This window comes from Streptomyces sp. SID11385 (genome assembly GCF_010548245.1).
Lineage (GTDB): Bacteria > Actinomycetota > Actinomycetes > Streptomycetales > Streptomycetaceae > Streptomyces.
In genome coordinates this window covers 1-21,557 of the sequence record NZ_JAAGLR010000036.1, presented here as the reverse complement: position 1 = coordinate 21,557, position 21,557 = coordinate 1, and the positions used below count along the sequence as shown (strand labels likewise).

Genomic DNA, 21,557 nt, shown 5'->3' with positions numbered 1-21,557 from the left:
GCGGCCCGTCCCCCTCCGGCGGCGGTACGACGCTCAGCGACGCACCCGTCCCGTACACCCCCGGAGGCTCCCGTGACCCGCCGCACCCTCGTCCTGAGCGCCGTCGTGACCGGCGTCCTGCTCGGCATCAGCGGACTCGACGCGCACGGACACGCCGCCTCCCCGCCACCCGCCCGTCACGCGGCAGGGCCTAGGGTCGAGCCGGGCGCCCCCGCGCAGTGCGGGACGCCGCCCCGCAGCGAGCGCCAAGCGCCTGAACGGAAAGCGAGTCCACCGTGTCCTTCCTCGCCATCGGTCATCGCGGAGTGATGGGCGTCGAGCCGGAGAACACCCTCCGCTCCTTCGTCCGCGCCGAGCGGGAGGGGGTCGATCTCGTGGAGCTGGACCTGCATCTGAGCAAGGACGGGGCGCTCGTCGTGATGCACGACGCGGAAGTGGACCGCACGACCGACGGCAGCGGACGCATCGCGGAGCAGACACTCGCCGAGCTGCGCCTCCTCGACGCGGGGCGCGGGGAGCGCGTGCCGGTCTTCGAGGAGGCGCTCGACGCGCTCCACGGGCCGCTCCAGGCCGAGATCAAGGACGTCGCGGCGGCACAGGCCCTCGCGGACGTCATGCACGCGCGGGATCTCGTGGAGCGCGTCGAGGTGATCTCCTTCCACGACGAGGCGCTCGTGGAGATCTCCCGCCTCGTGCCCGGTGTCCGGACGTGCCTCGTGGCGAGCCGTTTCGGGCCGGAGGTCGTCGAGCGCGCCACCTCGTGCGGGGCGATGGGGCTCGTGCTCAACATCCGGCGGCTGACGGTGGAGACGGTGGAACGGGCGCGCGAGGCGGGGCTGCGGGTCACGGCGTGGACGGTGAACACGCCGGAGCGCTTCGCGCTCGCCCGCGCGCTCGGGCTCGACGGCGTGACGACGGACGAGCCGGAGATCGTGCGGGCGGCGCACAAGGTTTCCTGAGCGGCCTGAGCCGCACGCGCGGAACAAGGCGGTGGGCGGCCCCGCCTGGAACAGGCGCGTACGCGGCCCGCCCCGCGCACCGGGCGGCTCAGACCAGCGGCTTGATCAGCAGCTCGAAAGCGAGTCCGGGCCGCTGCGGGAGCCCGAAGCGCTCGTCGTCGTAAGGGAACGGGGTCAGTACGCCGGTACGGCGGTAGCCGCGCCGCTCGTAGAAGGCGACCAGTTCCTCACGGGCCGAGATCACCGTCATGTGCATCTCGGTGAGCCCCCAGTCCTCGCGGGCGATGCGCTCGGCCTCGGCGAGCACCGCTTTGCCGAGGCCCGCGCCCTGGAGTCCCGGGCGCACGGCGAACATGCCGAAGTACCCGTGCCCCTCCTGGCGGGCGACCTGGCAGCAGGCGACGAGTTCGCCCGCGCGCTCGACGGCGAGCAGCACCGTTCCCGGCATCTCCATGACCTCCCGCAGCGACTCCGGGTCGGTGCGCTGCCCTTCGAGGAGGTGGGCCTCGGTGGTCCAGCCCGTGCGACTGCTGTCACCCCGGTAGGCGGATTCGACGAGGGCCACGAGGTCCGTGACGTCGGCGGGCCCGGCGGGACGGAAGGCGAGACCGGCGGGTGCGGGGAGGGTCGTCATGGCGGGCGGGCCTTTCGGGCGGAGGCACGGGGGGGCGGGCGGCGTCCAGGGTAACGAGCGCGCCCGCCGCCGTGTCGGGGCGGGCTCCGCCCCGTACCGGCGCCCCGCCCGCGTGCGGTCACCCCTCCGCCGCCACTCCGCGCGACATCACCCGATCGGAGCGATACGGTCGAACAGTCATAAATGGGACGTAAGCCACATCGGCGTCGTCATCGGTGACGCGCGCCGTCCGCTCGTCCCGGCTCTCGCTCACCCGCGAAGGGGATGTCATGAGCACAACTGCCACCCGGGACGCGCCCTCGGCCACGAGAAGCCGGCCGGCCGCCCTCGACGTCGATCCGCACGCACTCGCCGCCGAGTTCTTCGGCACTCTGGCGCTCGTGTTCTTCGCGGTGGGGGTGGCGATCTTCGCCAAGCCCTTCGTGGGGGTGCTCGGCATCGCGCTCGCCTTCGGCTTCGTCCTGCTCGCCCTCGTGTACGCGATCGGCCCGATCTCGGGCTGCCACGTCAACCCGGCGGTCACGTTCGGGATGGTGCTCGGCCGCCGGATCTCGCCGCTGACCGGTGTCTGCTACTGGGTGGCGCAGCTCGCCGGGGGTGCCGCCGGTGCCGCGCTCCTGGCCTGGCTCGCGAACTCGGTGCCGGTCTTCAAGGCGGCCGGACGCGGGTCCTTCGGCACCGACGGGTACGGCGCGAACTCGCTCGTGCACATCTCTGCGGGCGGCGCGTTCCTCGCCGAGACGATCCTGACGGCGCTGCTGGTCTTCGTGGTGCTGTGCACGACGCACGGCAAGGGCGCCAAGGGGCCCGCGGGGATGGCCATCGGCCTGAGCCTCGCGGTCATCCACCTCCTCGGCATCCCGCTCACGGGGACCTCGGTCAACCCGGCGCGTGCGCTCGGCCCGGCGATCTTCGCGGACAACAACGCGATGAGCCAGGTGTGGCTCTTCCTCGTCGCCCCGCTCGCGGGCGCGGTGATCGCCGTGATCGTGCACTTCCTGACGCACGGCCTGCCGCACCAGGCCACGGCGGACGTCCCGCCGGTCCCGGCCTCGGAGGCCCCCGCCGGCTCCGCCGCCGCGTCGGCGGAGGCCGCGGAGGCGGAGGAGCGGGACAAGCGACTGGAGTGAGGCGGGTGTGACAGCCGTCGTACGCGTGGGGGCCGCCCCGGCCGGGGCGGCCCCCACGCGTACCGGTCCGGCGCTCTCAGTCCCGCGCCGCCGGAGCGGGGGCCGGGGCCGCGTCGGGCGCGGCGGGCCGCAACGCGGTCACGACGAGCAGGACCAGGAGGTTCGCGGCGAAGGCCAGGAGGCCGCCGTTGACGCCGTGCCAGGGGTCGTGGTCCGTGGCCCAGAGCAGGGTCATCACGGCGAGCCCCACGAGCATGCCGCTGACGGCGGCGCTCTTGCCGAGCCGGGGCCAGAAGAGCGCGAGCAGCGCGGTGGGCACGAGCTGGGCGATGCCCTCGTACGACAGGACCGAGAGTTCCACGAGGGTGCTGGGGTGGATGAGGGCGCCGAGGAGGGCGAGCAGGCCCGCGAGGAGGCAGACGAGCTGCGAGAGCGTCTTGGCCCGCTGGTCGGCGCGGGTGGCCTCGGCCTCGTCGCGGTGGCGCAGCGGGTGGCGCGGGTCGGCGCCGTTGCCACCGCCGAGGACGGTACGGCCCCACAGGGTGCCGATGGAGAGCATGAAGACGCTCATCGGCACGATCGCCGAGAGCGCGCCCGCGACACCGATGACGGCGACGGCCCCGGCCGGGAGCGAGTCGGTGACGAGGCGGTAGAGGGCGAGGTCGGGGTTGCCGAGCTGGGGCAGGGCGAAGAGCGCGACCGCGCCGACCGTCATGGGGATGAAGAGCAGCAGCTGGTACCAGGGCAGCAGGATCGAGTTGCGGCGCAGGGCGTTGGCGCTGCCCGCGCTCAGGTAGCCGGAGACGGTGGTCGGGAAGACGGTGATGGTGACGGCGTTGAGGAGCACCGTGCTGATGAACCACGCGGCGCCCTTGCCGCCCGAGGCGTGCCCGGGGAAGGTGAGCCACTCGGGCTTCTCGGTGACCATGCGGTCCAGGAGGTGGCCGACGCCGTCGGTGTAGTGGGCGGGGATGTAGACGAGCAGGAAGACGACGCTGCCGATGACGAGCACGTCCTTGAAGACGCTCACCCATGCCGAGCCGCGCAGCCCCGAGACGAGGACGAACAGCTCGGCGACGACGAAGGAGACGACGGCCGCCACCTTGAGGTCGACGCTGCCGTAGGTCATGGCGTTGACGACGACGCCCATGCCCTGGATCTGCACCTGGATGTAGGGCACGAGGAAGACGGTCGCGACGAGGGCGACGAGGATGCCGAGCGGGCGGGAGCGGAAGCGGTGCTCGGCGATGTCCGCGATGGAGACGAGGCGGTGGCGGCCCGCGTAGGTCCACAGCGCGGGGCCGGCGAGGTACGCGACGGCGAAACCGACCGTCAGATAGGCGACGAGATAGAGGATCGGCGAGCCCATCGAGTACGTCCACCCGGCGGTGCCGAGGAACGAGAAGCTCGTGTACGTCTCCCCCGCCATGAGGACCCACACGAAGAGCACACCGAGGCCGCGCCCGGACAGGGACCACTCGGCGAGACCCTTGGCGCGCCCGCGCGCGCTCCACAGGCCGATGAGGACGGTGGCCACCATGGCGAGGCCGAAGACGGTGGTGGCGAGGACGGCGGAGCCGCTCATGGCCGGCGCCCTTCCGTGGTGGTGTCGCCCGCGAGGGGTTCGGGGGCGCCGGCGCGGTAGACGGGGTCGAGGCGGGCGGTGAGCCAGATGAGGAGCGGGCTCAGGATCGTGGCGCCGATGACCCAGGCCCACAGGAAGGGCAGGCCGAACACGCGCGGCTCGACACGGTTGGCGACGAGCGGGGCGAGGACGTAGAGCAGCGCGGGCACGAGCAGCAGCCACAGTGCGGGACGGCGCACGCGGGTGGTCTCGGGCGCCTCGTCAGGAGGTGCGGGGGGCATGGGGATCGGGGTCCTTCGTGGGCGGGGCTGCGGGGGACGGCGGCCTCGCGCGGAGCGGGGCCGGGCGTACTCTTCCCCGGCGCGGGGGCGGGGTCAACCCGACGATCTTGGTACGGGGGACGGGGAAGGCCGCGGCCACCCACCGAACCGCCGTATGGCGCTCGGCGGCTCGGCGGCGGTACGGCGCTCGGCGACCGCTCGGCCGAAGACGCTTGGGCTGTCCGCCGCCCGGCTACTCCGCCGGGATGCCGCCTCAGCAGTCCGCCGTCCAGCCGCTCGCCCGCACCACGTCGGCCGCGATGTCCGCCACGGACCGCCCGTCGGTCGCGAGGCGCACCGTGGCCGCCGGAGCCTCCGCCTCCAGGCGGTGCGCCATGCGCAGGCTCCGCTCGATGTGCGCCTCGGCCTCGGAGCCGATCTCGCGGGCGGTGAGCCGCTCACGCACGGTGGCCTCGGTGGCGGTGAGAAGGATCAGGGTCGTCCTGACCTCGTCGCCGCCCATGGCCCGCGCGAGCATGGGCGCTTCGAGGACGCTCACGGTGTTCGTGTAGACGAGACGGCGCTGGCCGAGGGCCGCGTAGTTCGCCCAGACGGCGGCGGTGTTGCGCTCGGTGATGGCGGAGCGGTGCGGGTCGTCGGCGGGGGCGGGGTGGATCTGGTCCATGAAGTCGCCCTCGATGAGGCAGTGCGCCGTCCCCGACGCGCGCAGGGCGGCGGAGACCTCGAAGCCGACGCTGGTCTTGCCGACGCCCGCGCCGCCGCCGATGAGGAGGAGTTCGTACGTGGTCATGAGCGATCACCCTGGCAGGCCCTGCCGCGCGGGGCAGCCCGTTTTCCGGCCCGCGGCTCAGTACCTCGGACCGCCGAGGCGTCCTTCGAGCTGGCCGAGGAGTTCGCCGAGCAGCCCCACGAGCCGTTCGCGCTCGTCGGGCGGCAGCCCGTCGAGGACGGTGGACTCGTAGGAGAGCTGGTCGGGCAGGAGGTCGTCGACGAGCGCGGTGCCCGCCGCGGTGAGGGTGACCCTGCTGACCCGCCGGTCGTGCGGATCGGTCCGGCGTTCGACGAGCCCGCGTTCCTGGAGCCGGCGCAGCCGCTTGGTGACGGCGGCGCCCGAGGAGTACGTCTCGCGGGCCAGCTCGCCGGGGGTCAGTTCGTCGCCCGTGCGGCGCAGCGCGCCGAGTACATCGAACTCGGCGCGGCTGAGCCCGCCGCGCCGCAGGGGCGCGTCCTCGGCCTGCTGGAAGAGGGCGGCGCAGCGGTTGACCCGGCCGATCAGTTCCATCGGCGCGGTGTCGATGCCGGGGTGCACCGAGCGCCACTGCCGTACGACGGTGGCCACCGAGTCGTGGTGGACCGGCTCGGCCGGGTCGTTCGCCGTGGTCATACGGGGGTGTCCTCCTGCGGCCTGGCACGTCGTACCGCGTCCTCGGCGGTGGCGGTGGCCCGCTCGGGCCGGCCGCCGGCGGCCAGGAAGCCCTGACGTGCGACTGTCGACGCGAGCGTACGGTGTCCGGCCCGCTCCACGTCGAGCACCCGCTGTTCGGGCAGGGCCCGCTGCCACCACTCGCCCGCGGCGGCGTCGGCGGCGGCGCGCACCGCGACGAGGGCTCCGGTGAGCCTGCGCCGGGCCCGCTCCAGCGCGGCGGGGCCGGCCTCGGGGCGGGCCAGGAGCGCCTCGGTCTCGCGCTGGGCGGCCTCGGCCGCGGTGAGGACGCGCTCCAGGTGGGCGCCCGCGCGGCGGTTGGTGACGAAGAACGCGGCGACGATGCCGATGAGGGCGCCGACCATGCTGTCGAGCACGCGGTCCCCGACGAGTTCCCCGGTCGGACGCACGGCGGCGAACTCGCTGACCAGGAGCGCCATGGGGGTCACCCAGATCTGGCCCATCCAGTAGTTGCGCGGCATGAACGCCTCGGCGGCGAAGCACAGGCACAGGACGAGCACGACGAGCGCGACGGGCGTGGCGTGGGCGAGCGGGGCGAGGGCGGCGAAGACGCCGACGCCGACGAGGTTGCCGAAGACGCGCTGGATCGCGCGGGTCCACGTGGTCGTGACATTCGTCTGGAAGATCGACAGGGCGGTGACGATCGCCCAGTAGGGGCGGTCGCTGCCGATGCCCCAGGCGGCGAGTCCGGCGAGGGCGGAGCCGAGGAAGACCCGGGCGAGGACGGGCAGGAGCGGGGAGCCGGGGGCGAAGGCCCGCAGCAGCGGGTGCGGGGCGCGGGGCTGGGCGGCGCGGTCGAGGTCGATGCCCGCGAGTTCGCTCAGGGCCTGCTCGTCCAGCCCCTCGGGGACGGGCACGGGACGGGTGCCGCGTGTCTGCGAGGCGTACCGGGCGAGCAGGGCGGCGTCGGCTTCGCGGGGGGAGGCGAGGGCGGTCTCGGCCCGGACGAGGAGGCGTTCGAGCGCGCGGCGTACCGGGGTGCGGCGCCGGGCGGCGTAGAGGGAGTGCCAGGCGGCCTCGATCGCCGCCGCGGCGGCGGAACGGGCCCGGTCGTGGGCGGGGCCGGAGGGCTCGCCCACGAGCAGGGCCGCGGTCGCTTCGAGGGCGCGCGCGGTGGCGCGGCGCTCGGGCCCGTTGGGGCGCAGCAGCCCGGGGGCCATGGTCACGCACCACGAGAGCGCGGCGGCGCCGGCCGCGAGGCCCAGGTGGCCGGGTATCGCGCCGAAGGTCTGCGGGACGAAGAGGGTCGCCGAGCTGACGAAGGCGAAGATCACGGGGCCCGGGGCGCCGATGCCCGTGGCCTCGCACACCACCTTCTGGAGTGCGGCGAGCGCGGCGCCGACGAGCACGAGCAGGGCGACGGAGTCCGTCGCGGCCGAGGTGAGCATGGCGATGGCGAGGCCGGAGAGCATCCCCGCGATGACCCAGAGCACGACGCGGGCGCGCCGGGCGTACGGGATGTTGTGGCCGTAGAGCGCGCACAGCGAGCCGGCCATCGTGTACGGGGCGAGGTCGAGGCGGTCGAGCACGAGCAGGACGACCATCGGCACGAGCATCGAGGCGACGTTGCCGGTCGCCGGCTTGAACCAGAGGTCGTTGAGTCTGCCGGGACGCAGCACTCCGGCGAGGGGGAGCTTGGGGACGCGGGGACGTGCGGGGGCGCTGGACGGACTGCTCATACCCATAACCTTAACAGGTGTTTTACTCGTGAACGATTGCGGCACTGAGTGCCGTCGCCGCTGGGGTCCACCGGGCCGGGCCCGGCCCGCGCCGCATCGGTCGCGCGGCCCGAAAATCACTCGTAAGGGCCGGGGTTTCCCCAGTTGAGCGCGCCGAAGTTAGGATGAGCCTCGTGTCCTACGAGCTGACCCTGAGTGCCCAGACTCTTCGCGCCGTGCCCTTCGGCACCCGGGTGGGGGCTGCCGCCGAGGCGGGTTTCCAGGGCCTCGGCCTGTCCGTGGAGCAGTACAAGGACGCGCTGGAGGCCGGGTGGACCGACCGCAGGATGGCCGACCTGCTCGCCGCGCGCGGACTGCGCGTGACGGAGATCGAGCTGCTCACGGCCTGGGGCGGGGGCGCCGGCCGGCGGGCGCGCGAGGACGACGCGCTCGCGGGGCGGCTCGTCGAGTTGTTCCGCCCCGAACGCGTCCACGCCACGGTCTTCGCCGAGTGCCCGCTCGACGAGCTGGCCGCCGGGTTCGCGGACGTGTGCCGCAAGGCCGCCGCCAGCGGCGCGCGCGCCGCGCTCGAATTCCTCCCGTACGCGGGCATCCCGACGATCGGCGCGGCCTGGGAGGTCGTCGCGGCGGCGGGCGACGCGAACGGCGGCATTCTCGTCGACTGCTGGCACTGGGCGCGCTCGGGCGCGACCGCCGCCGACCTGGCCCCCGTTCCCGCCGAGCGGATCATCGCCGTCCAGCTCGCCGACGCGCTGCGCACCCCGCTGCGCGACCCGCGCTACGAGGCCCGCCACCACCGGCTCCTGCCGGGCGAGGGCGGCGGCCATGTGGCGGGGATGCTGGACACGCTGCGCGCCCACGGCGTGCGGGCCTCCCTCGCCGCCGAGGTCGTCTCCGACATGCTGGACGTCCAGGACCCCCGCCTCACGGCCCGCCAGGTCCACCGCGCGTGCGTCGGCGTCCTGGAGGAGGCCGACTTCCCGGGCCGCCCGGTCGACGGCGCCCGCCCGCACTCCCCCGTCCCGGCCACCGGGGACCAGGCCACCACCGGCCTCCCCCCGGCTTCCCCGCACGGCCGCCCCCGGATGCCCGGAGCGCTCTGAGACGGCGCCCGTACAAGAGTCCACTCGGACGGCCATGGACGGCGTTCCTCCCTCCGCGCCCCTCGCACTCCCCCACGTACCCCCGTGCGACCCCTTGGGCGCCGCCTGCCGTGGGCAGGTCCCTTCCGTCATGACTCTCGGCCTCTGAGGGCCTCGACGGGGGGATCGCCGTGCACGCTCCGGGACCGGCCGCCTGGCTGCTCGTCGCGCTGTGCGCGGCCACGTCGGCGTACTGCCTGCTGCGGATGCGCGCTCCCGGCCAGGGCGTGCGGGGCACGGCGGGCGGGGAAGCGCTCATGGGTCTCGCGATGGCCGTCATGGCGGTGCCCGCCGCCGTACTCCGGCCACCGGCCTGGACCTGGATCTGCTACGCCGTCGTCTTCGGCGCCGCGGCGCTGCGGGCGCTGTGGGCGGCGCGCGCGGGCTCGGCGCACCACGTGCACCACCTCGTGGGCACCCTCGCCATGGTCTACATGGCCTGGGCGATGGCGAGCGCCCCCGCCGGGCACGCCGGCCACGGCGGCGCCCCCATGTCCGGCGGGGTCCCGCTGGTCACGGGCCTGCTCCTCGTCTACTACGCGGCCTACGTGCTCCGCACCGGCGCGCGCCTCGTCCCGGCCGGCGGCCCGCAGAGCCCCGCGCCCACCCACTGGACGGGCCGCACCGAGGTCGTACGGGCCTGCCGGCTCGCGATGGCGACGGGGATGCTCGCGATGCTGCTCACGGTGTGAACCCGCCCTGCGTCCCTCACGTGACGCCCCCCTGCGGCGCCCGGCAGCGCGCGCACGGGGCGTGCGCGCCCTGTAGCGGGGCGCGACCCGCCGTGGCGTGCGTCACTTGCCATGAAAGTCTGTATCTTCCGAACCGGCCGTCCCCATAGGCTGCACGCATGATGGTCCCGGTGGCCCTGCTCCTGCTCGGCGCGCTCACCGCCGTGCTCGCCCCTCGCGTGATCGCCCGTGTCCCGTGGACGGACCGCGAGCCGATCGTGGCGCTGTGGCTGTGGCAGTGCGTCGTGGGGGGCGTCCTCATGTGCTGCGCCCTCGCGATGGCGCTGAGCGCGGCGGCGGCCTGGAAGGCGGTGCGCGGGCAGCTCTTCGCCTCCGCGCCGCACGGCGTGATCGACGCGTACGCGCTCGGTACCGCGGGCCCGTGGGCGGGGGCGACCGCGCTCGTCCTGGCGGCGGGCGGGGCCTGGACGGCCGCGATGCTGACGCGGGAGATCCGCGAGAGCAGGCGGCGCAGGCGCGCCGAGCGCGCGGCGCTCAGGACGCGCTCGCCGCGGCTCCCGGGCGAGGGGCCGGCCACGGAGCGGCTACGGGTGCTGGAGGGCGAGAAGCCCGAGGCGTGGTGGCTGCCCGGCACTCCCCCGCAGCTCGTCATCACCACGGCGGCGCTGCGCCGCCTGAAGGGCCGCAAGCTCGACGCGGTCCTCGCCCACGAACTCGGCCACGCGCACGCGCGTCACGACTGGCTCCTCTACTGCTCGGGGGCGCTCGCCCGGGGGTTCCCGCAGGTCCCGGTCTTCGCCGCGTTCCGCGACGAGATGCACCGGCTCGTCGAGCTCGCGGCCGACGATGTCGCCTCGCGCCGCTTCGGGCGCATGACCACGGCCCTCGCGCTCGTCGAGCTGAACGAGGACAGGGGTGTCTTCGGTCCCGCGCCCACCCCGCACGCCGACGTGCCGCGCCGCGTGGACCGGCTCCTGAAGGCCCATCCGCGGCTGACGGCGGGCCGCAGGCTCCAGTGGACGGCGGCGGGCGCGCTCGTCCCGCTCGTCCCCGTACTCGTCGCGCTCGTCCCGGCCCTGCGCGCGCTCGGCTGAGACGGGGGGCGGGAGCCGTAGGCTCTGCGGACGTACGCGTCGCGTACGACGGGCGCGCGAAGCGTCGCGTTCCGCCCGCAGCCCACCGAGGAACCCGTATGGCTCCAGCGACCACCGGTACCGCCCGCACCCCGCCGGGGCACGGGACGCCCCCGCGCGTACGGCGGCGGGGCGCGGCAGCTCTCGTCCTCGGCGCGCTCTCGGCGCTCCTCCTCGCGCTCGTGGCCGCCTCGTGGCGACCGCTGCTCTCGCTCGATTCCTCGCTCGCCCGCTCCGCCCACCGGCAGGCCGTGCGGCATGGCGGGCTGACGCATACCTGCCGGGTGCTGAGCGACTGGGTGTGGGACCCGTGGACGTTCCGGTTGCTCGCCGCGGTTCTCGTGGTGTGGCTGTTCGCTCGCGGGGCGCGGGATCTCGCCGTGCGGATCGCGGTGGTCTGCGTCGCGGGCACGGTGCTCCAGCAACTCGTGAAGGCGGTGGTGGGCCGGGAGCGGCCGGTGTGGCCCGACCCGGTGGATTCCGCGCACTTCGCCGCCTACCCCTCGGGGCACGCGCTGACGGCGACGGTGGTGAGCGGGCTTTTGTGGTGGGTGCTGCGCCTGTACGGGACGCCGCGCCCGGTGCTCTGGGCGGTGGGCGCGCTGCTCGTGGCGAGCGTCGCCGGGGTGGGGCTGACGCGGGTGTGGCTCGGGGTGCACTGGCCGAGCGACGTGGTCGGCGGCTGGCTGCTCGGGGCGCTGCTCGTCGTGCTCGGGACGGGGGCGCGGCGCGACCGAGGGGCGTCTTGACCGGGCCCGGGGCCGCCCCGAGGATCTTCGTATGACGATCAAGACGGTCCTTTTCGATTTCTCCGGCACCCTGCTGCGCATCGAGCCGGCCGAGGAGTGGCTGCGCGGGACGCTCGCCGCGACGGGACACGTCCTGCCGGAGGCGCGCGTCGTCGAGCTGGCGGCGGAGCTGGAACGGGTGGGGGCCCAGCCGGGCGGAGCGCCGGGCGCGCCGGTGCGGTTCCCGGACGCGCGGACGGCGGAGCTGTGGCCTGTACGGGACGAGAGCGCGGCGGCGCACCGGGCCGCGTACACGGGGCTGTCCCGGCACGTGCCGCTGCCGGACGACGCGCTGCACGAGGAGCTGTACGCGCGGCACATGCGGCCCGAGGGCTGGCGGCCCTACCCGGACGCGCACGACGTCCTCGCGGGGTTGCGGGCGCGGGGGGTCAGGGTCGGCGTGGTGAGCAACGTCGGCTGGGACATCCGCCCGGTCTTCCGGGCGCACGGCCTGGACGCTTTCGTCGACGCGTACACGCTCTCCTTCGAGCACGGGGTGCAGAAGCCGGACGCGCGGCTCTTCGCGACGGCGTGCGGGCTGCTCGGCGCGAGCGGCCCGGAGACGCTGATGGTGGGCGACAGCCGCGAGGCGGACGGCGGCGCGAGCGCCCTCGGCTGCGCGGTCCACTTCGTGGAGCACCTGCCGGTGACATCCCGCCCGGCGGGACTGCGGCCTGTGCTGGGGCTGGTGGACGCGGGGGCCTGAGCGGAGCTCAGGGGGGCGGCGGGGGCGTCTTCGCGTCGTCGATGCCGGTCTCGATCCAGTCGCCGAGGGAGGCGTCGGCGAGGCCCAGCGCCTCGGTGAGCAGCCGCGCGGCGGCGGGCGAGCCGGTACGCGCCAGCGCCTCGGCAGTGCAACGGCTCACGGCGCTGTCCGCCGCGTCGAGCAGGAGCGCGGGCAAGGCCGCGTCGGCGTCCGGCTCTCCGGCGTAGGGGGCGAGCCGCCGCCCTTCGTCGCCGCCGGCCCAGTCGGCCCCCTCTTGCGGTCCCGTCATCGCACTGCTCATCCCGCGGCTTCCTCACGCGCCTTTCCCACGGCACAAGGGCGGGCTGCCTCCCGAGGGAGGCAGCCCGCCGCAGTGGCGCGTCGGCCCGGACATGTGCGGAGGACGACTTCGCACACGCGGACCTCGTGGGCCCGTGCCCAGGGCTCAGTCGAAGTAGTCCGGCTGGGTCTGGACGTTGAGTTCGTCGACCTTGATCCGCTTGGCCGGGTCGGTGCGGCGGTCGGTGATCTTCAGGACGTCGAAGCCCTTCTCGATGTCGTTGGAGTAGATCAGGCCGTTGTAGTAGTACGCGGACCAGGAGCCGCCCAGGGCGAGCTGGTCGGTGCTGAGGGGGCCGCGTTCGAAGTAGGCGATCTCCTGGGGCTTGGTGGAGTCGGTGAAGTCCCAGACGGAGACGCCGCCCTGGTACCACGCCTGGACCATGAGGTCCTTGCCCTTGACCGGGATGAGCGAGCCGTTGTGGGCGACGCAGTTCTCGGTGTCGGCCTGGTGGCGCGGGATCTTGTAGTAGGAGCGGAAGACGAGCTTGCGCTTGTCGCCCTTGCCGACGATGTCGTAGATGCCGTCGGCGCCCTTGTCCGGGCCGACCTGCGCGTTGCAGGTGGCCGCGCCGCCGCCGCCGAGTTCGTCGGTGAAGACGACCTTGTTCGCCTTCTGGTTGAAGGTGGCGGAGTGCCAGAACGCGAAGTTCTCGTTGTCCTGGACACGGTCGATGACGCGCGGCTTCGCCGGGTTCTTGATGTCGAGCAGGATGCCGTCACCCATGCAGGCCCCGGCCGCGAGGTCCTCGGAGGGCAGTGTGGTGATGTCGTGGCAGCCGGTCGTGGCCGAGACGCCCGGGTTGACGGAGCCGCCCGGGTTTCCGCCGTCCGGGAAGAGGACGGGGAAGTCGACGACCTTCGCCTGCTGCGGCGACTTGCGCGGCACCTTGATGACGGAGATCCCGTCGTGCGGCGGCTGGCAGTCCGGGAACGTGGCGCTCGGCGAGTACGAGGACACGTACACGTACACGTCCTTGCGCTCGGGGACGAGCGTGTGGGTGTGCGAGCCGCAGGAGGTCTCGACGGAGGCGACGTACGCGGGGTGCCGCACGTCGCTGATGTCGAAGACCTTGATGCCCTCCCAGGAGGACTTCTCGGTCGCGGGCTGCGTCGTGCTGTTGCAGGAGTCGTCGCTGCGCGAGGAGTCCGTGGACAGGAAGAGCAGGTCGCCCGAGACAGAGATGTCGTTCTGCGAGCCGGGGCACAGCACCTGCGTGACGGTGCGCGGCTTCTTCGGGTTGCTGAGGTCGAAGACGCGGAAGCCGTCGTAGTTCCCGGCGAAGGCGTACTTGCCCTGGAAGGCGAGGTCGGAGTTGGTGCTCGCCAGCGCGTCCTTGGGGGTGTTGCTGAGGTGCTCGATGTTGCGGGAGTGGACTATCTCGTCCTGGCCCGGTATCTCGCCGGCGGCCACGTCCTTCTTGGCGGACGCGGCGGCCTCGGAGCTGACCGCCGTACGGGAGGCGCTCTCGTCGCCGGGGCCCGGCGTCGCCGCCGCGGGGCCCGCGGCGAACAGCGCGGCGAGCAGTCCCGCCGCCGCGGCGCCGACACCGAGGCGTCTGCGCCGGGTGTGGGGGTGGTTGGACAGGGTCACTGCTTCCTCTTCTCCCTCTTCTCCGCCCCTGCCCGCCCGATCTCGGCAGCCAGGAAACGGAGTTGAATGGTTCGGGGACTGATCGAAGTATCGTGCTCCTCATGCACATATCAAGAGCGGGTAACAGGATCGTCATGGAATCTTCTGGTTCCCCTGGTGTCCGGTGGGGCGTGCGGGGCGTACTGTCGCTCGCCCTGTGCCTGGGGCTCGCGGCGTGCGGAGGAGGAGGTCAGGAGCCGGATGGCGGGGCCAAGAAGCCGAAGACTTCGGCGAGTTCGGTGATCGCGCCGGGGAAACCCGGAGAACCGGCGAAAACGCTCTCCCCCAGGGAGGCGGAATCGGCCAAGAAGGAGGACGACCGGCCCAACACGGCCGATTTCCGCTACGTGGCGATGATGACGGCCCATCACGCGCAGGCGATCGAGATGAGCGCGCTCGCCCCGGAACGGGCGTCCTCGGCCGGGGTCAAGGCGCTGGCCGAGCGGATCGCGGACACGCAGGGCCCGGAGATCGACGCGATGAAGGGCTGGCAGCACCAGTACGACCCGAAGGGGACCCGCACCCCCGGGCACGAGCACGGCGCGATGCCCGGCATGGCGACGAAGGCGCAGCTCGCCCGCTTGAAGGCGGCGCACGGCAAGGACTTCGATCAGCTCTTCCTGCGGCTCATGACGAAGCACCACGAAGGCGCGATCGACATGGCGGGCGAGGTTCTGGGGGGCGGCAACAACCTGCGGGTCGAGGAGATGGCGAACGACGTGGTGGCCCAGCAGAGCAGCGAGATCCACCGCATGGAGGCGCTGGCGAAGGACTGAGCGGGACGTCCACAGGGACCGAGGGGCCGGGCGGGGCGTCGACGGGGACGGAGGACCGGGCGGGGCATCCGCGGAGACCGAGAGGGGCGCCGCGGCGGGGGCTCGCTCGCAGGTGGGCGAGGCCGGGGCCGGGGAAACCGCGCGGAAACCCCGCGGACATCAACACAATGTTTAAGTTCCCTACGGTTCCAGCCAGTTGAACCTTCCCCCACACTCTGCCCTGTCCCCGTCCGCCGCGGGCCCGCGCGGTCCGCCGTTCCCCAGGAGTGCCCATGCCGAGCGCACCACCGGCCGCCGGACGGCCCGTGAAGGCCGTTCACCCCGTGGACGAAGTGCCGCCGCCGCTCTCGCTCTTCGCCTTCGGGCTCCAGCACGTGCTCGCGATGTACGCGGGCGCGGTCGCCGTCCCGCTGATCGTGGGCGGGGCGATGAAGCTGCCGCCCGCCGATCTCGCGTACCTCATCACCGCCGACCTGCTGATATCCGGGATCGCGACCCTCATCCAGTGCGTCGGCGTGTGGCGGTTCGGGGTCCGGCTTCCGCTCATGCAGGGCTGTACGTTCGCCGCCGTCGCGCCGATGGTGCTCATCGGTACGGGCTCGGGCGGGCTGCCCGCGATCTACGGGGCCGTGATCGTCGCGGGGCTCGCGATGGTGCTGCTCGCGCCGGTCTTCGGGCGGCTGCTGCGTTTCTTCCCGCCGCTCGTGACGGGCACGGTCATCCTCGTGATCGGTCTCTCGCTCATGCCGGTCGCGGGGGCCTGGGTCGCGGGGGGCGAGGGTGCGAAGGACTTCGGCGCGCCGAAGAACCTCGCGCTCGCCCTCTTCGTGCTGCTCGTCGTGATCGGCGTGCAGCGGTTCGCGCCCGCGGTCCTTGGCCGGATCGCGGTGCTCGTCGGGATCGTCGCGGGTGTCCTGGTCGCGATCCCGTTCGGCTTCACGGACTTCGGCGGTGTCGGTGACGCGGACTGGGCGGGGATCAGCACCCCGTTCCACTTCGGTGCGCCCACCTTCGAGGCGGGCGCGATCGTGTCGCTGCTCATCGTCTCGCTCGTGTCGATGACGGAGACCTCGGGGGACATCATCGCGGTCGGCGAGATGACGGGGCGCGCGGCGGAGCCCGGCACCCTCGCGGACGGGTTGCGCGCGGACGGGATCTCGACCGTGCTCGGCGGTGTCTTCAACACCTTCCCGTACACGGCCTTCGCGCAGAACGTGGGGCTCGTCGGGATGACGCGGGTGCGCAGCCGCTGGGTGGTCGCGGCGGCCGGCGGGATGCTCGTCCTGCTCGGACTGCTGCCGAAGCTGGGCGCGGTGGTCGCCGCGGTGCCCGCGCCCGTCCTCGGCGGGGCCGGGCTGGTCATGTTCGGGACGGTCGCGGCGAGCGGACTGCGCACGCTCGCGGAGGTCGACTTCAAGGGCAACCACAACCTGACGGTGGTCGCGGTCGCGCTCGCGGTGGGACTGCTCCCGGTGGGCGTCCCGACGGTCTACGACCGCTTCCCGGACTGGTTCCAGACGGTCATGCACAGCGGGATCAGCGCGGGATGCCTCACGGCGCTCGTCCTGAACCTGCTCTTCCACCACCTGCCGGGCGCGAAGTCGCCGGAGCCGGCGGACGCGGCACCGGAGCCGGCAAAAGCGACGGACGGGGAACCCACCGCCCCGGCCACTGCGTCCGGCTCCCCCACCACGCCGGTCTCCCCCGAGCCCCCGGCGTCCTCAGCGGACGGGCGTGCCGAGCCGGTCGGCCTCGCGGGCGGCGGCGTCGAGGACGCGGTCGAGAAGTCCGGGGAAGAGTGCGTCTAGGTCGTCCCTGCGCAGCCCGTTGAGCTTCGCCGTGCCCCGGTAGACCTGGCGCACCACTCCGCTCTCGCGCAGTACCCGGAAGTGGTGCGTCGAGGTCGACTTGGTGACCGGGAGGGGGAACTCCGAGCAGTTCAGTTCCCGTTCCCGCGCCGCGAGTTCGCGCACGATGCGCAGCCGCAGCGGGTCGGCGAGCGCGTGGAGCACCGCTTCGAGCCGGATCTCGGCGCGCTCGGGGTGCGGCAGGGCGCGGCTGCCTGCGGCGGGGGTCGTCACGGCTGGCTCCAGGCGGGGCGGGCGGGGTACGGGCGGTCGGTGCGCGGCCATCGTACGACGCGTGCCGGTGCCGCTCCCCTGACGACGGGGGCCGCACCGGCACACGCCGGGTGATGCCGCGCGGGCGGGCTCAGTAGGCGCGGTGGTAGGGCTGCGCCACGTAGGGCCGCTCGCCGAGTTCCGTGGCGGCGCGCACGGCGAAGTACGGGTCGCGCAGGAGTTCGCGGCCGAGGAGGATCGCGTCGGCCTGGCCGTCCGCGAGGATCTTCTCGGCCTGCCGCGCCTCGGTGATGAGCCCGACGGCGGCTGCCGCGAGGTCCGTCTCGTTCTTGACCCGCTCGGCGAAACGCACCTGGTAGCCGGGGCCGCTCGCGATCGGCGCGGTGGGCGAGATGCCGCCCGTGGAGACGTCGAGGAGGTCGACGCCGTGCTCCTTGAGGGTGCGGGCGAAGGCGACGGTCTCGTCGGCGGTCCAGCCCGTGCGCGGGTCCTCGGGGTCCTCCTCGAACCAGTCGGTGGCCGAGATGCGGAAGAGCAGCGGCAGCTCCTCGGGCCACACGGCGCGTACGGCGTCGACGACCTCGCGCGCGAAGCGGGTGCGGTTCTCGTAGGAGCCGCCGTAGGCGTCGGTGCGGTGGTTGCTGTACGGGGAGAGGAACTGGTGGATGAGGTAGCCGTGCGCGCCGTGGATCTCGGCGGTACGGAATCCGGCGTCGAGCGCGCGGCGGGCCGCGTCCGCGAACTGGCCGACGATCTCGCGGATGCCGTCCTCGGTCAGTTCCTCGGGGACGGTGTGGGCGTCCGTGAAGGCGAGCGCGCTCGGGGCGACGGGCGTCCAGCCGTGCTCCGCGCCCGCGGGGATGGGGGCGCCGCGGTCGACCCAGGTGCGCTCCGTCGAGGCCTTGCGCCCGGCGTGGGCGAGCTGGACGCCGGAGACGGCGCCCTGCTCGTCGAGGAAACGCGTGATCCGGCGGAAGCCCTCCACCTGCGCGTCGTTCCACAGCCCGAGGTCGTACGGGCTGATGCGGGCCCCGGGGCTGACGCCGGTCGCCTCGGTGAGGATGAGCCCGGTGCCGCCGGTGGCGCGCGCGGCGAGGTGCTGGAAGTGCCAGTCGTTCGGCACTCCCTGTTCCGGCCCGTCCGGGACGGCGCTGTACTGGCACATGGACGCCATCCAGAGCCGGTTGCGGGCGGTCAGCGACCGGAGGGCGTAGGGCTCGAAGAGCGCGCTCACGCGATTCCCCTTTCGTGGTGAGGTGGCGGGACCTCCGAGCATAGTACGAATATCCTCGTAATACGAAAACTCTCGTATCAAGCGGCCGGTGGCGGTCCCGTCGTCGCGGCCTAGCCTGGGGGCATGGACGGTACGGATACGCGGGCGAGCGGCTCCGAGGGGTTCGTCCGGGCGCTGCGCGAGCGGGCGGTCGTCCTGGACGGCGGATTGTCGAACGAACTGGAGGCCGCGGGGCACGGCCTCGCGGACGCGCTCTGGTCGGCGCGGTTGCTGCGCGACGAGCCCGCCGCGCTCACCGAGGCGCACCGCGCCTACGTCGAAGCGGGCGCGGAGGTCGCGACGACGGCGAGCTACCAGGCGAGCTTCGAGGGCTTCGCGCGGCACGGCATCGACGCGGCGCGCACGCGCGAACTGCTCGCCCTGTCGGTGGCGGCGGCGCGCGCCTCGGGGAGCAAGTGGGTCGCGGCCTCGGTCGGCCCGTACGGCGCGATGCTCGCGGACGGCTCGGAGTACCGGGGACGGTACGGAGTGGACCGGGCCGCGCTCGAACGCTTCCACGGCCCCCGGGTCGAGGCACTGCTCGCCGCCGGGCCCGACGTCCTCGCGCTGGAGACCGTCCCGGACGCGGACGAGGCGCGGGCGCTGCTCGCCGTGGTGCGCGGCTGCGGGGTGCCCGTGTGGCTCTCGTACAGCGTGGCGGGCGGGAAGACGCGGGCGGGGCAGCCGCTGGACGCGGCCTTCGGGCTCGCGGCGGAGGTGGACGAGGTGGTGGCGGTGGGGGTCAACTGCTGCGAGCCGCTGGAGGTGGCGGACGCGGTGCGGCGCGCCGTCGCCGCGAGCGGGAAGCCGGGCGTCGCGTACCCGAACAGCGGCGAGCGATGGGACGCGCACGCGCGGGGCTGGCGCAGCGACCCGAGTTTCGTGCCGGGCCTCGCCGCCGAGTGGTACGCGGCCGGGGCGCGGCTCGTCGGCGGGTGCTGCCGGGTGGGGCCGGACGGGATCAGAGGTGTCGCGGACGTGCTGCGCGCAGCAGCGTGAGCCCGGCGGCGAGGCTCACGAGACCGCCCGTCAGGAAGGTGGCACGCACCCCGGCGCCGGCCAGGACGAGCCCGCCCAGGGCGGCGCCCGCGGCGATTCCGGCGTTGTAGGCGCCCGAGTTGGCGGCGAGCGCGAGATCGGTGCGGCGGGGTGCGTAGCGCAGCATGGCGTTCTGCGCGGCGAGGAAGACCGGGCCGAGCGCGAGGCCGAGCACGGCGAGGGAGCACACGGCGAGCACCTGGTGGCGGGCCCCGGCGGCGAGGCCGAGGAGCCCGGCGGACTGCACCACGACGGCGGCGGTGAGCGCGGCCCAGGGGAAGCGGTCGAGGAAGGGGCCCGTGGCGGCCACCCCGGCGAGGCAGGCCAGGCCGAGGCAGACGAGGAGCAGGCTCACCGTCCCCGTCGCGAAACCGCTCTCGGTGCCGAGGAGTTCGACCACGTACGTGAATCCGGCGAAACCGCCGGTCGCGGAGAGCGCGACAGAGACGAGGACCACGCGGAAGCGGCGCGCGCTCGGTTCGCTCGCGTACGAGGCCGGAGCGCTCTCCGGTGACGTGGTGGGCAGCAGGACGGCGATCGGCAGAAGCGCGAGGAGGCCGAGGACGGCGAGCAGACCGAAGGGGAGCCGCCAGTCGCCGTGCCGCCCGATCCACGTCCCGGCCGGGACGCCGACGACGAGCGCGAGGGAGCCCGCGACCGACACGATCCCGAGCACCCGGCCGCGCAGGCGTGGTGCGAACAGGCCCACGGCGACCTGCCCGAGCACGGCCCAGAAGAGTGCCTGCGCGAGCGCGGTGACGAAGCGCGCGGCGAGGAGCGGGAGGTAGGCGGGGGCGAGCGCGGCGCCGAGGCCCGAGGCGACGAGGGCCGCGAGGACCCCTGTCAGGAGGTGGCGGCGGGGCACGGCGCGGGTGAGGTGGGCGAGCGGTACCGAGACGACCGCGACGGTCAGCCCGTAGCACGAGACCAGCAGTCCGACCGCCCACAGCGGCACGTCGAGACCGGCGGCGATGCGGCCGAGCAGCCCGACGGGCAGGTTCTCGGCGGTGTTGAAGGCGAAGGCCGCGAGCATGAGCCCGAGGAGTACGGCCGGGGCGCGCCACCGGTTGTCCGCGAAGGCGTTCACGGGGCCAGCTCACACGTCCGACGGGCGGCGGGCAAACGGTTTCCGCCCGCTCCCGCCACTACGGCAGGCGCCAGTCCACGGGCTGCGCCCCCTGCTTGAGGAGCAGGTCGTTGGCGCGACTGAAGGGACGCGAGCCGAAGAAACCGCGGTCGGCGGACATCGGCGAGGGGTGCGCCGATTCGATGGCGGGGTAGTCGCCGAGGTGCGGACGCAGGTTGCGGGCGTCGCGGCCCCACAGGATCGAGACGAGGGGCTTGCCGCGCGCGACGAGGGCACGGATCGCCTGCTCGGTGACCTCCTCCCAGCCCTTGCCCCGGTGTGCGGCCGGGCTGCCGGGGGCGGTCGTGAGGGCCCTGTTGAGGAGCAGGACGCCCTGCCGGGTCCAGGGCGTGAGGTCGCCGTTGGAGGGCTGCGGGACGCCGAGGTCGGCCTGGAGTTCGCGGTAGATGTTGACCAGCGAGCCCGGCAGACGCCGCACCTCGGGAGCGACGGCGAAGCTCAGCCCGATGGCCATCCCCGGGGTCGGGTACGGGTCCTGGCCGACGATCAGCACCTTGACCTCGTCCAGCGGCTGCTGGAAGGCGCGCAGGATGTTCTTCCCGGCCGGGAGGTACGTGCGCCCGGCGGCGATCTCGCCGCGCAGGAAGTCCCCCATGGCGGCGATCCGCCCGGCGACAGGGGCGAGGGCCTCGGCCCAGCCCGCTTCGACCACTTCGTTCAAGGGTTGTGCTGGCACGGCGTCACTCTATCGGCGCAGTGACGTACGTCCCAATCCGGACCCGCGCACGGGCTCCCCGGCGCGGGCCGCCCGTGTGCGGAGGCTAGGCTGCGGCCCGCCCCGTCCCGTGTGCCCGAGGAGACCGTTCATGCCGCCGTACGACACCGCAGGCCGTGAGCCCGTCGTGGTGGGGGTGGACTCGGGCGGTTCCGGGGTGCGGTTCGCGGTGGCGGGGGGTCCGTACCGGGAGCCGCGGGTGCTCGTCTCGCGGGTGCCCGTGCGGACGGGGCCCGAGGGGATCTCGGCGGCGCATCTGCTCGAACAGCTCCTGCCCGCCGTGCGCGGCGCGCTGCCCGAGGGGGCGCGGCCGGCCGCGCTCGTGGTGGGCGCGGCGGGGATGGCGACGCTCGGGGCCGACCTGCGGGCCGTGCTGCCGGGG

22 protein-coding genes and 1 pseudogene are annotated in these 21,557 nt (G+C 73.9%); 11 read left to right on the top strand and 12 right to left on the bottom strand.

Features of this window, described 5'->3' with window-relative positions; genetic code table 11:
• Positions 1-275: 275 nt before the first annotated feature.
• On the top strand, positions 276-959 hold the full coding sequence (locus tag G3I42_RS01075) for a glycerophosphodiester phosphodiesterase family protein (protein ID WP_164281969.1): 684 nt from the start codon (positions 276-278) through the stop codon (positions 957-959).
• Positions 960-1,047: 88 nt separating this feature from the next.
• Here the strand turns inward: G3I42_RS01075 and G3I42_RS01070 are convergent, their stop codons facing one another.
• A complete protein-coding gene (locus tag G3I42_RS01070; protein WP_164281968.1) occupies positions 1,048-1,593 on the bottom strand; it encodes a GNAT family N-acetyltransferase in 546 nt (181 codons plus the stop codon).
• 269 nt (positions 1,594-1,862) lie between these two features.
• Between G3I42_RS01070 and G3I42_RS01065 the strand changes: the two genes are divergently transcribed.
• Positions 1,863-2,723, top strand: a complete 861-nt coding sequence (locus G3I42_RS01065; protein WP_164281967.1) for an aquaporin — start codon at positions 1,863-1,865, stop codon at positions 2,721-2,723.
• A gap of 76 nt (positions 2,724-2,799) precedes the next feature.
• Here the strand turns inward: G3I42_RS01065 and G3I42_RS01060 are convergent, their stop codons facing one another.
• The 5 genes from G3I42_RS01060 to G3I42_RS01040 form a co-directional block, all read right to left on the bottom strand.
• On the bottom strand, positions 2,800-4,308 hold the full coding sequence (locus G3I42_RS01060; protein ID WP_164281966.1) for a sodium:solute symporter family protein: 1,509 nt from the start codon (positions 4,306-4,308) through the stop codon (positions 2,800-2,802).
• Entirely contained in the window at positions 4,305-4,589 is a 285-nt protein-coding gene (locus G3I42_RS01055) for a DUF3311 domain-containing protein (protein ID WP_164281965.1), read from the bottom strand. The genes G3I42_RS01060 and G3I42_RS01055 overlap by 4 nt, the downstream gene beginning before the upstream one ends.
• A 253-nt stretch (positions 4,590-4,842) precedes the next feature.
• The gene (locus G3I42_RS01050; protein WP_164281964.1) at positions 4,843-5,379 is read right to left on the bottom strand and encodes a hypothetical protein; all 537 of its coding nucleotides are present in this window, start codon (positions 5,377-5,379) and stop codon (positions 4,843-4,845) included.
• Positions 5,380-5,436: 57 nt separating this feature from the next.
• Complete coding sequence (locus G3I42_RS01045) at positions 5,437-5,973, bottom strand: MarR family transcriptional regulator (protein WP_164281963.1); 537 nt, start codon at positions 5,971-5,973, stop codon at positions 5,437-5,439.
• Positions 5,970-7,712, bottom strand: coding sequence for an FUSC family protein (locus G3I42_RS01040; protein ID WP_203606189.1), 1,743 nt, complete (start codon positions 7,710-7,712; stop codon positions 5,970-5,972). The genes G3I42_RS01045 and G3I42_RS01040 overlap by 4 nt, the downstream gene beginning before the upstream one ends.
• A gap of 164 nt (positions 7,713-7,876) precedes the next feature.
• Here G3I42_RS01040 and G3I42_RS01035 point away from each other — a divergent pair, with 164 nt between their 5' ends.
• From G3I42_RS01035 to G3I42_RS01015, 5 genes are all read left to right on the top strand, one after another.
• Entirely contained in the window at positions 7,877-8,815 is a 939-nt protein-coding gene (locus tag G3I42_RS01035) for a TIM barrel protein (RefSeq protein ID WP_203606188.1), read from the top strand.
• Positions 8,816-8,985: 170 nt separating this feature from the next.
• Complete coding sequence (locus tag G3I42_RS01030) at positions 8,986-9,546, top strand: DUF5134 domain-containing protein (RefSeq protein ID WP_164281960.1); 561 nt, start codon at positions 8,986-8,988, stop codon at positions 9,544-9,546.
• Positions 9,547-9,704: 158 nt separating this feature from the next.
• Positions 9,705-10,640, top strand: a complete 936-nt coding sequence (locus tag G3I42_RS01025; RefSeq protein WP_164281959.1) for a M56 family metallopeptidase — start codon at positions 9,705-9,707, stop codon at positions 10,638-10,640.
• A 98-nt stretch (positions 10,641-10,738) separates the two neighbouring features.
• On the top strand, positions 10,739-11,428 hold the full coding sequence (locus G3I42_RS01020; protein ID WP_164281958.1) for a phosphatase PAP2 family protein: 690 nt from the start codon (positions 10,739-10,741) through the stop codon (positions 11,426-11,428).
• Positions 11,429-11,459: 31 nt separating this feature from the next.
• Positions 11,460-12,173 (top strand): HAD-IA family hydrolase, encoded by a 714-nt coding sequence (locus G3I42_RS01015; RefSeq protein WP_164281957.1) that lies wholly within the window; start codon positions 11,460-11,462, stop codon positions 12,171-12,173.
• A gap of 7 nt (positions 12,174-12,180) precedes the next feature.
• Here G3I42_RS01015 and G3I42_RS01010 read toward each other — a convergent pair whose 3' ends face one another.
• Both G3I42_RS01010 and G3I42_RS01005 read right to left on the bottom strand, forming a co-directional pair.
• Positions 12,181-12,474, bottom strand: coding sequence for a hypothetical protein (locus G3I42_RS01010; RefSeq protein WP_239096184.1), 294 nt, complete (start codon positions 12,472-12,474; stop codon positions 12,181-12,183).
• Positions 12,475-12,618: 144 nt separating this feature from the next.
• Complete coding sequence (locus tag G3I42_RS01005) at positions 12,619-14,106, bottom strand: hypothetical protein (protein ID WP_164281956.1); 1,488 nt, start codon at positions 14,104-14,106, stop codon at positions 12,619-12,621.
• A gap of 170 nt (positions 14,107-14,276) precedes the next feature.
• Here G3I42_RS01005 and G3I42_RS01000 point away from each other — a divergent pair, with 170 nt between their 5' ends.
• Together G3I42_RS01000 and G3I42_RS00995 are read left to right on the top strand one after the other, a co-directional pair.
• A complete protein-coding gene (locus tag G3I42_RS01000; RefSeq protein ID WP_164281955.1) occupies positions 14,277-14,921 on the top strand; it encodes a DUF305 domain-containing protein in 645 nt (214 codons plus the stop codon).
• 272 nt (positions 14,922-15,193) lie between these two features.
• The gene (locus G3I42_RS00995) at positions 15,194-16,729 is read left to right on the top strand and encodes a nucleobase:cation symporter-2 family protein (RefSeq protein ID WP_164281954.1); all 1,536 of its coding nucleotides are present in this window, start codon (positions 15,194-15,196) and stop codon (positions 16,727-16,729) included.
• Here G3I42_RS00995 and G3I42_RS00990 read toward each other — a convergent pair.
• The gene (locus G3I42_RS00990; protein ID WP_164281953.1) at positions 16,643-17,002 is read right to left on the bottom strand and encodes a helix-turn-helix domain-containing protein; all 360 of its coding nucleotides are present in this window, start codon (positions 17,000-17,002) and stop codon (positions 16,643-16,645) included. The genes G3I42_RS00995 and G3I42_RS00990 overlap by 87 nt on opposite strands.
• A gap of 130 nt (positions 17,003-17,132) precedes the next feature.
• Entirely contained in the window at positions 17,133-18,236 is a 1,104-nt protein-coding gene (locus G3I42_RS00985; protein ID WP_164281952.1) for an NADH:flavin oxidoreductase/NADH oxidase, read from the bottom strand.
• 123 nt (positions 18,237-18,359) lie between these two features.
• Here G3I42_RS00985 and mmuM point away from each other — a divergent pair, with 123 nt between their 5' ends.
• Positions 18,360-19,274, top strand: coding sequence for a homocysteine S-methyltransferase (gene mmuM / locus G3I42_RS00980; protein WP_164281951.1), 915 nt, complete (start codon positions 18,360-18,362; stop codon positions 19,272-19,274).
• Here the strand turns inward: mmuM and G3I42_RS00975 are convergent.
• Both G3I42_RS00975 and G3I42_RS00970 read right to left on the bottom strand, forming a co-directional pair.
• Positions 19,237-20,346: an MFS transporter gene (locus tag G3I42_RS00975; protein ID WP_164281976.1), complete on the bottom strand. Its 1,110-nt coding sequence runs from the start codon at positions 20,344-20,346 to the stop codon at positions 19,237-19,239. The two genes, mmuM and G3I42_RS00975, sit on opposite strands and share 38 nt — an antisense overlap.
• 112 nt (positions 20,347-20,458) lie before the next feature.
• Positions 20,459-21,136 carry a uracil-DNA glycosylase gene (locus G3I42_RS00970; RefSeq protein WP_164281950.1) on the bottom strand — a complete coding sequence of 226 codons (678 nt, stop codon included), beginning with the start codon at positions 21,134-21,136 and terminating at the stop codon, positions 20,459-20,461.
• Positions 21,137-21,266: 130 nt separating this feature from the next.
• Between G3I42_RS00970 and G3I42_RS00965 the strand changes: the two are divergent.
• Positions 21,267-21,557 (top strand): annotated as a pseudogene (locus G3I42_RS00965) (ATPase); the annotation flags it as partial.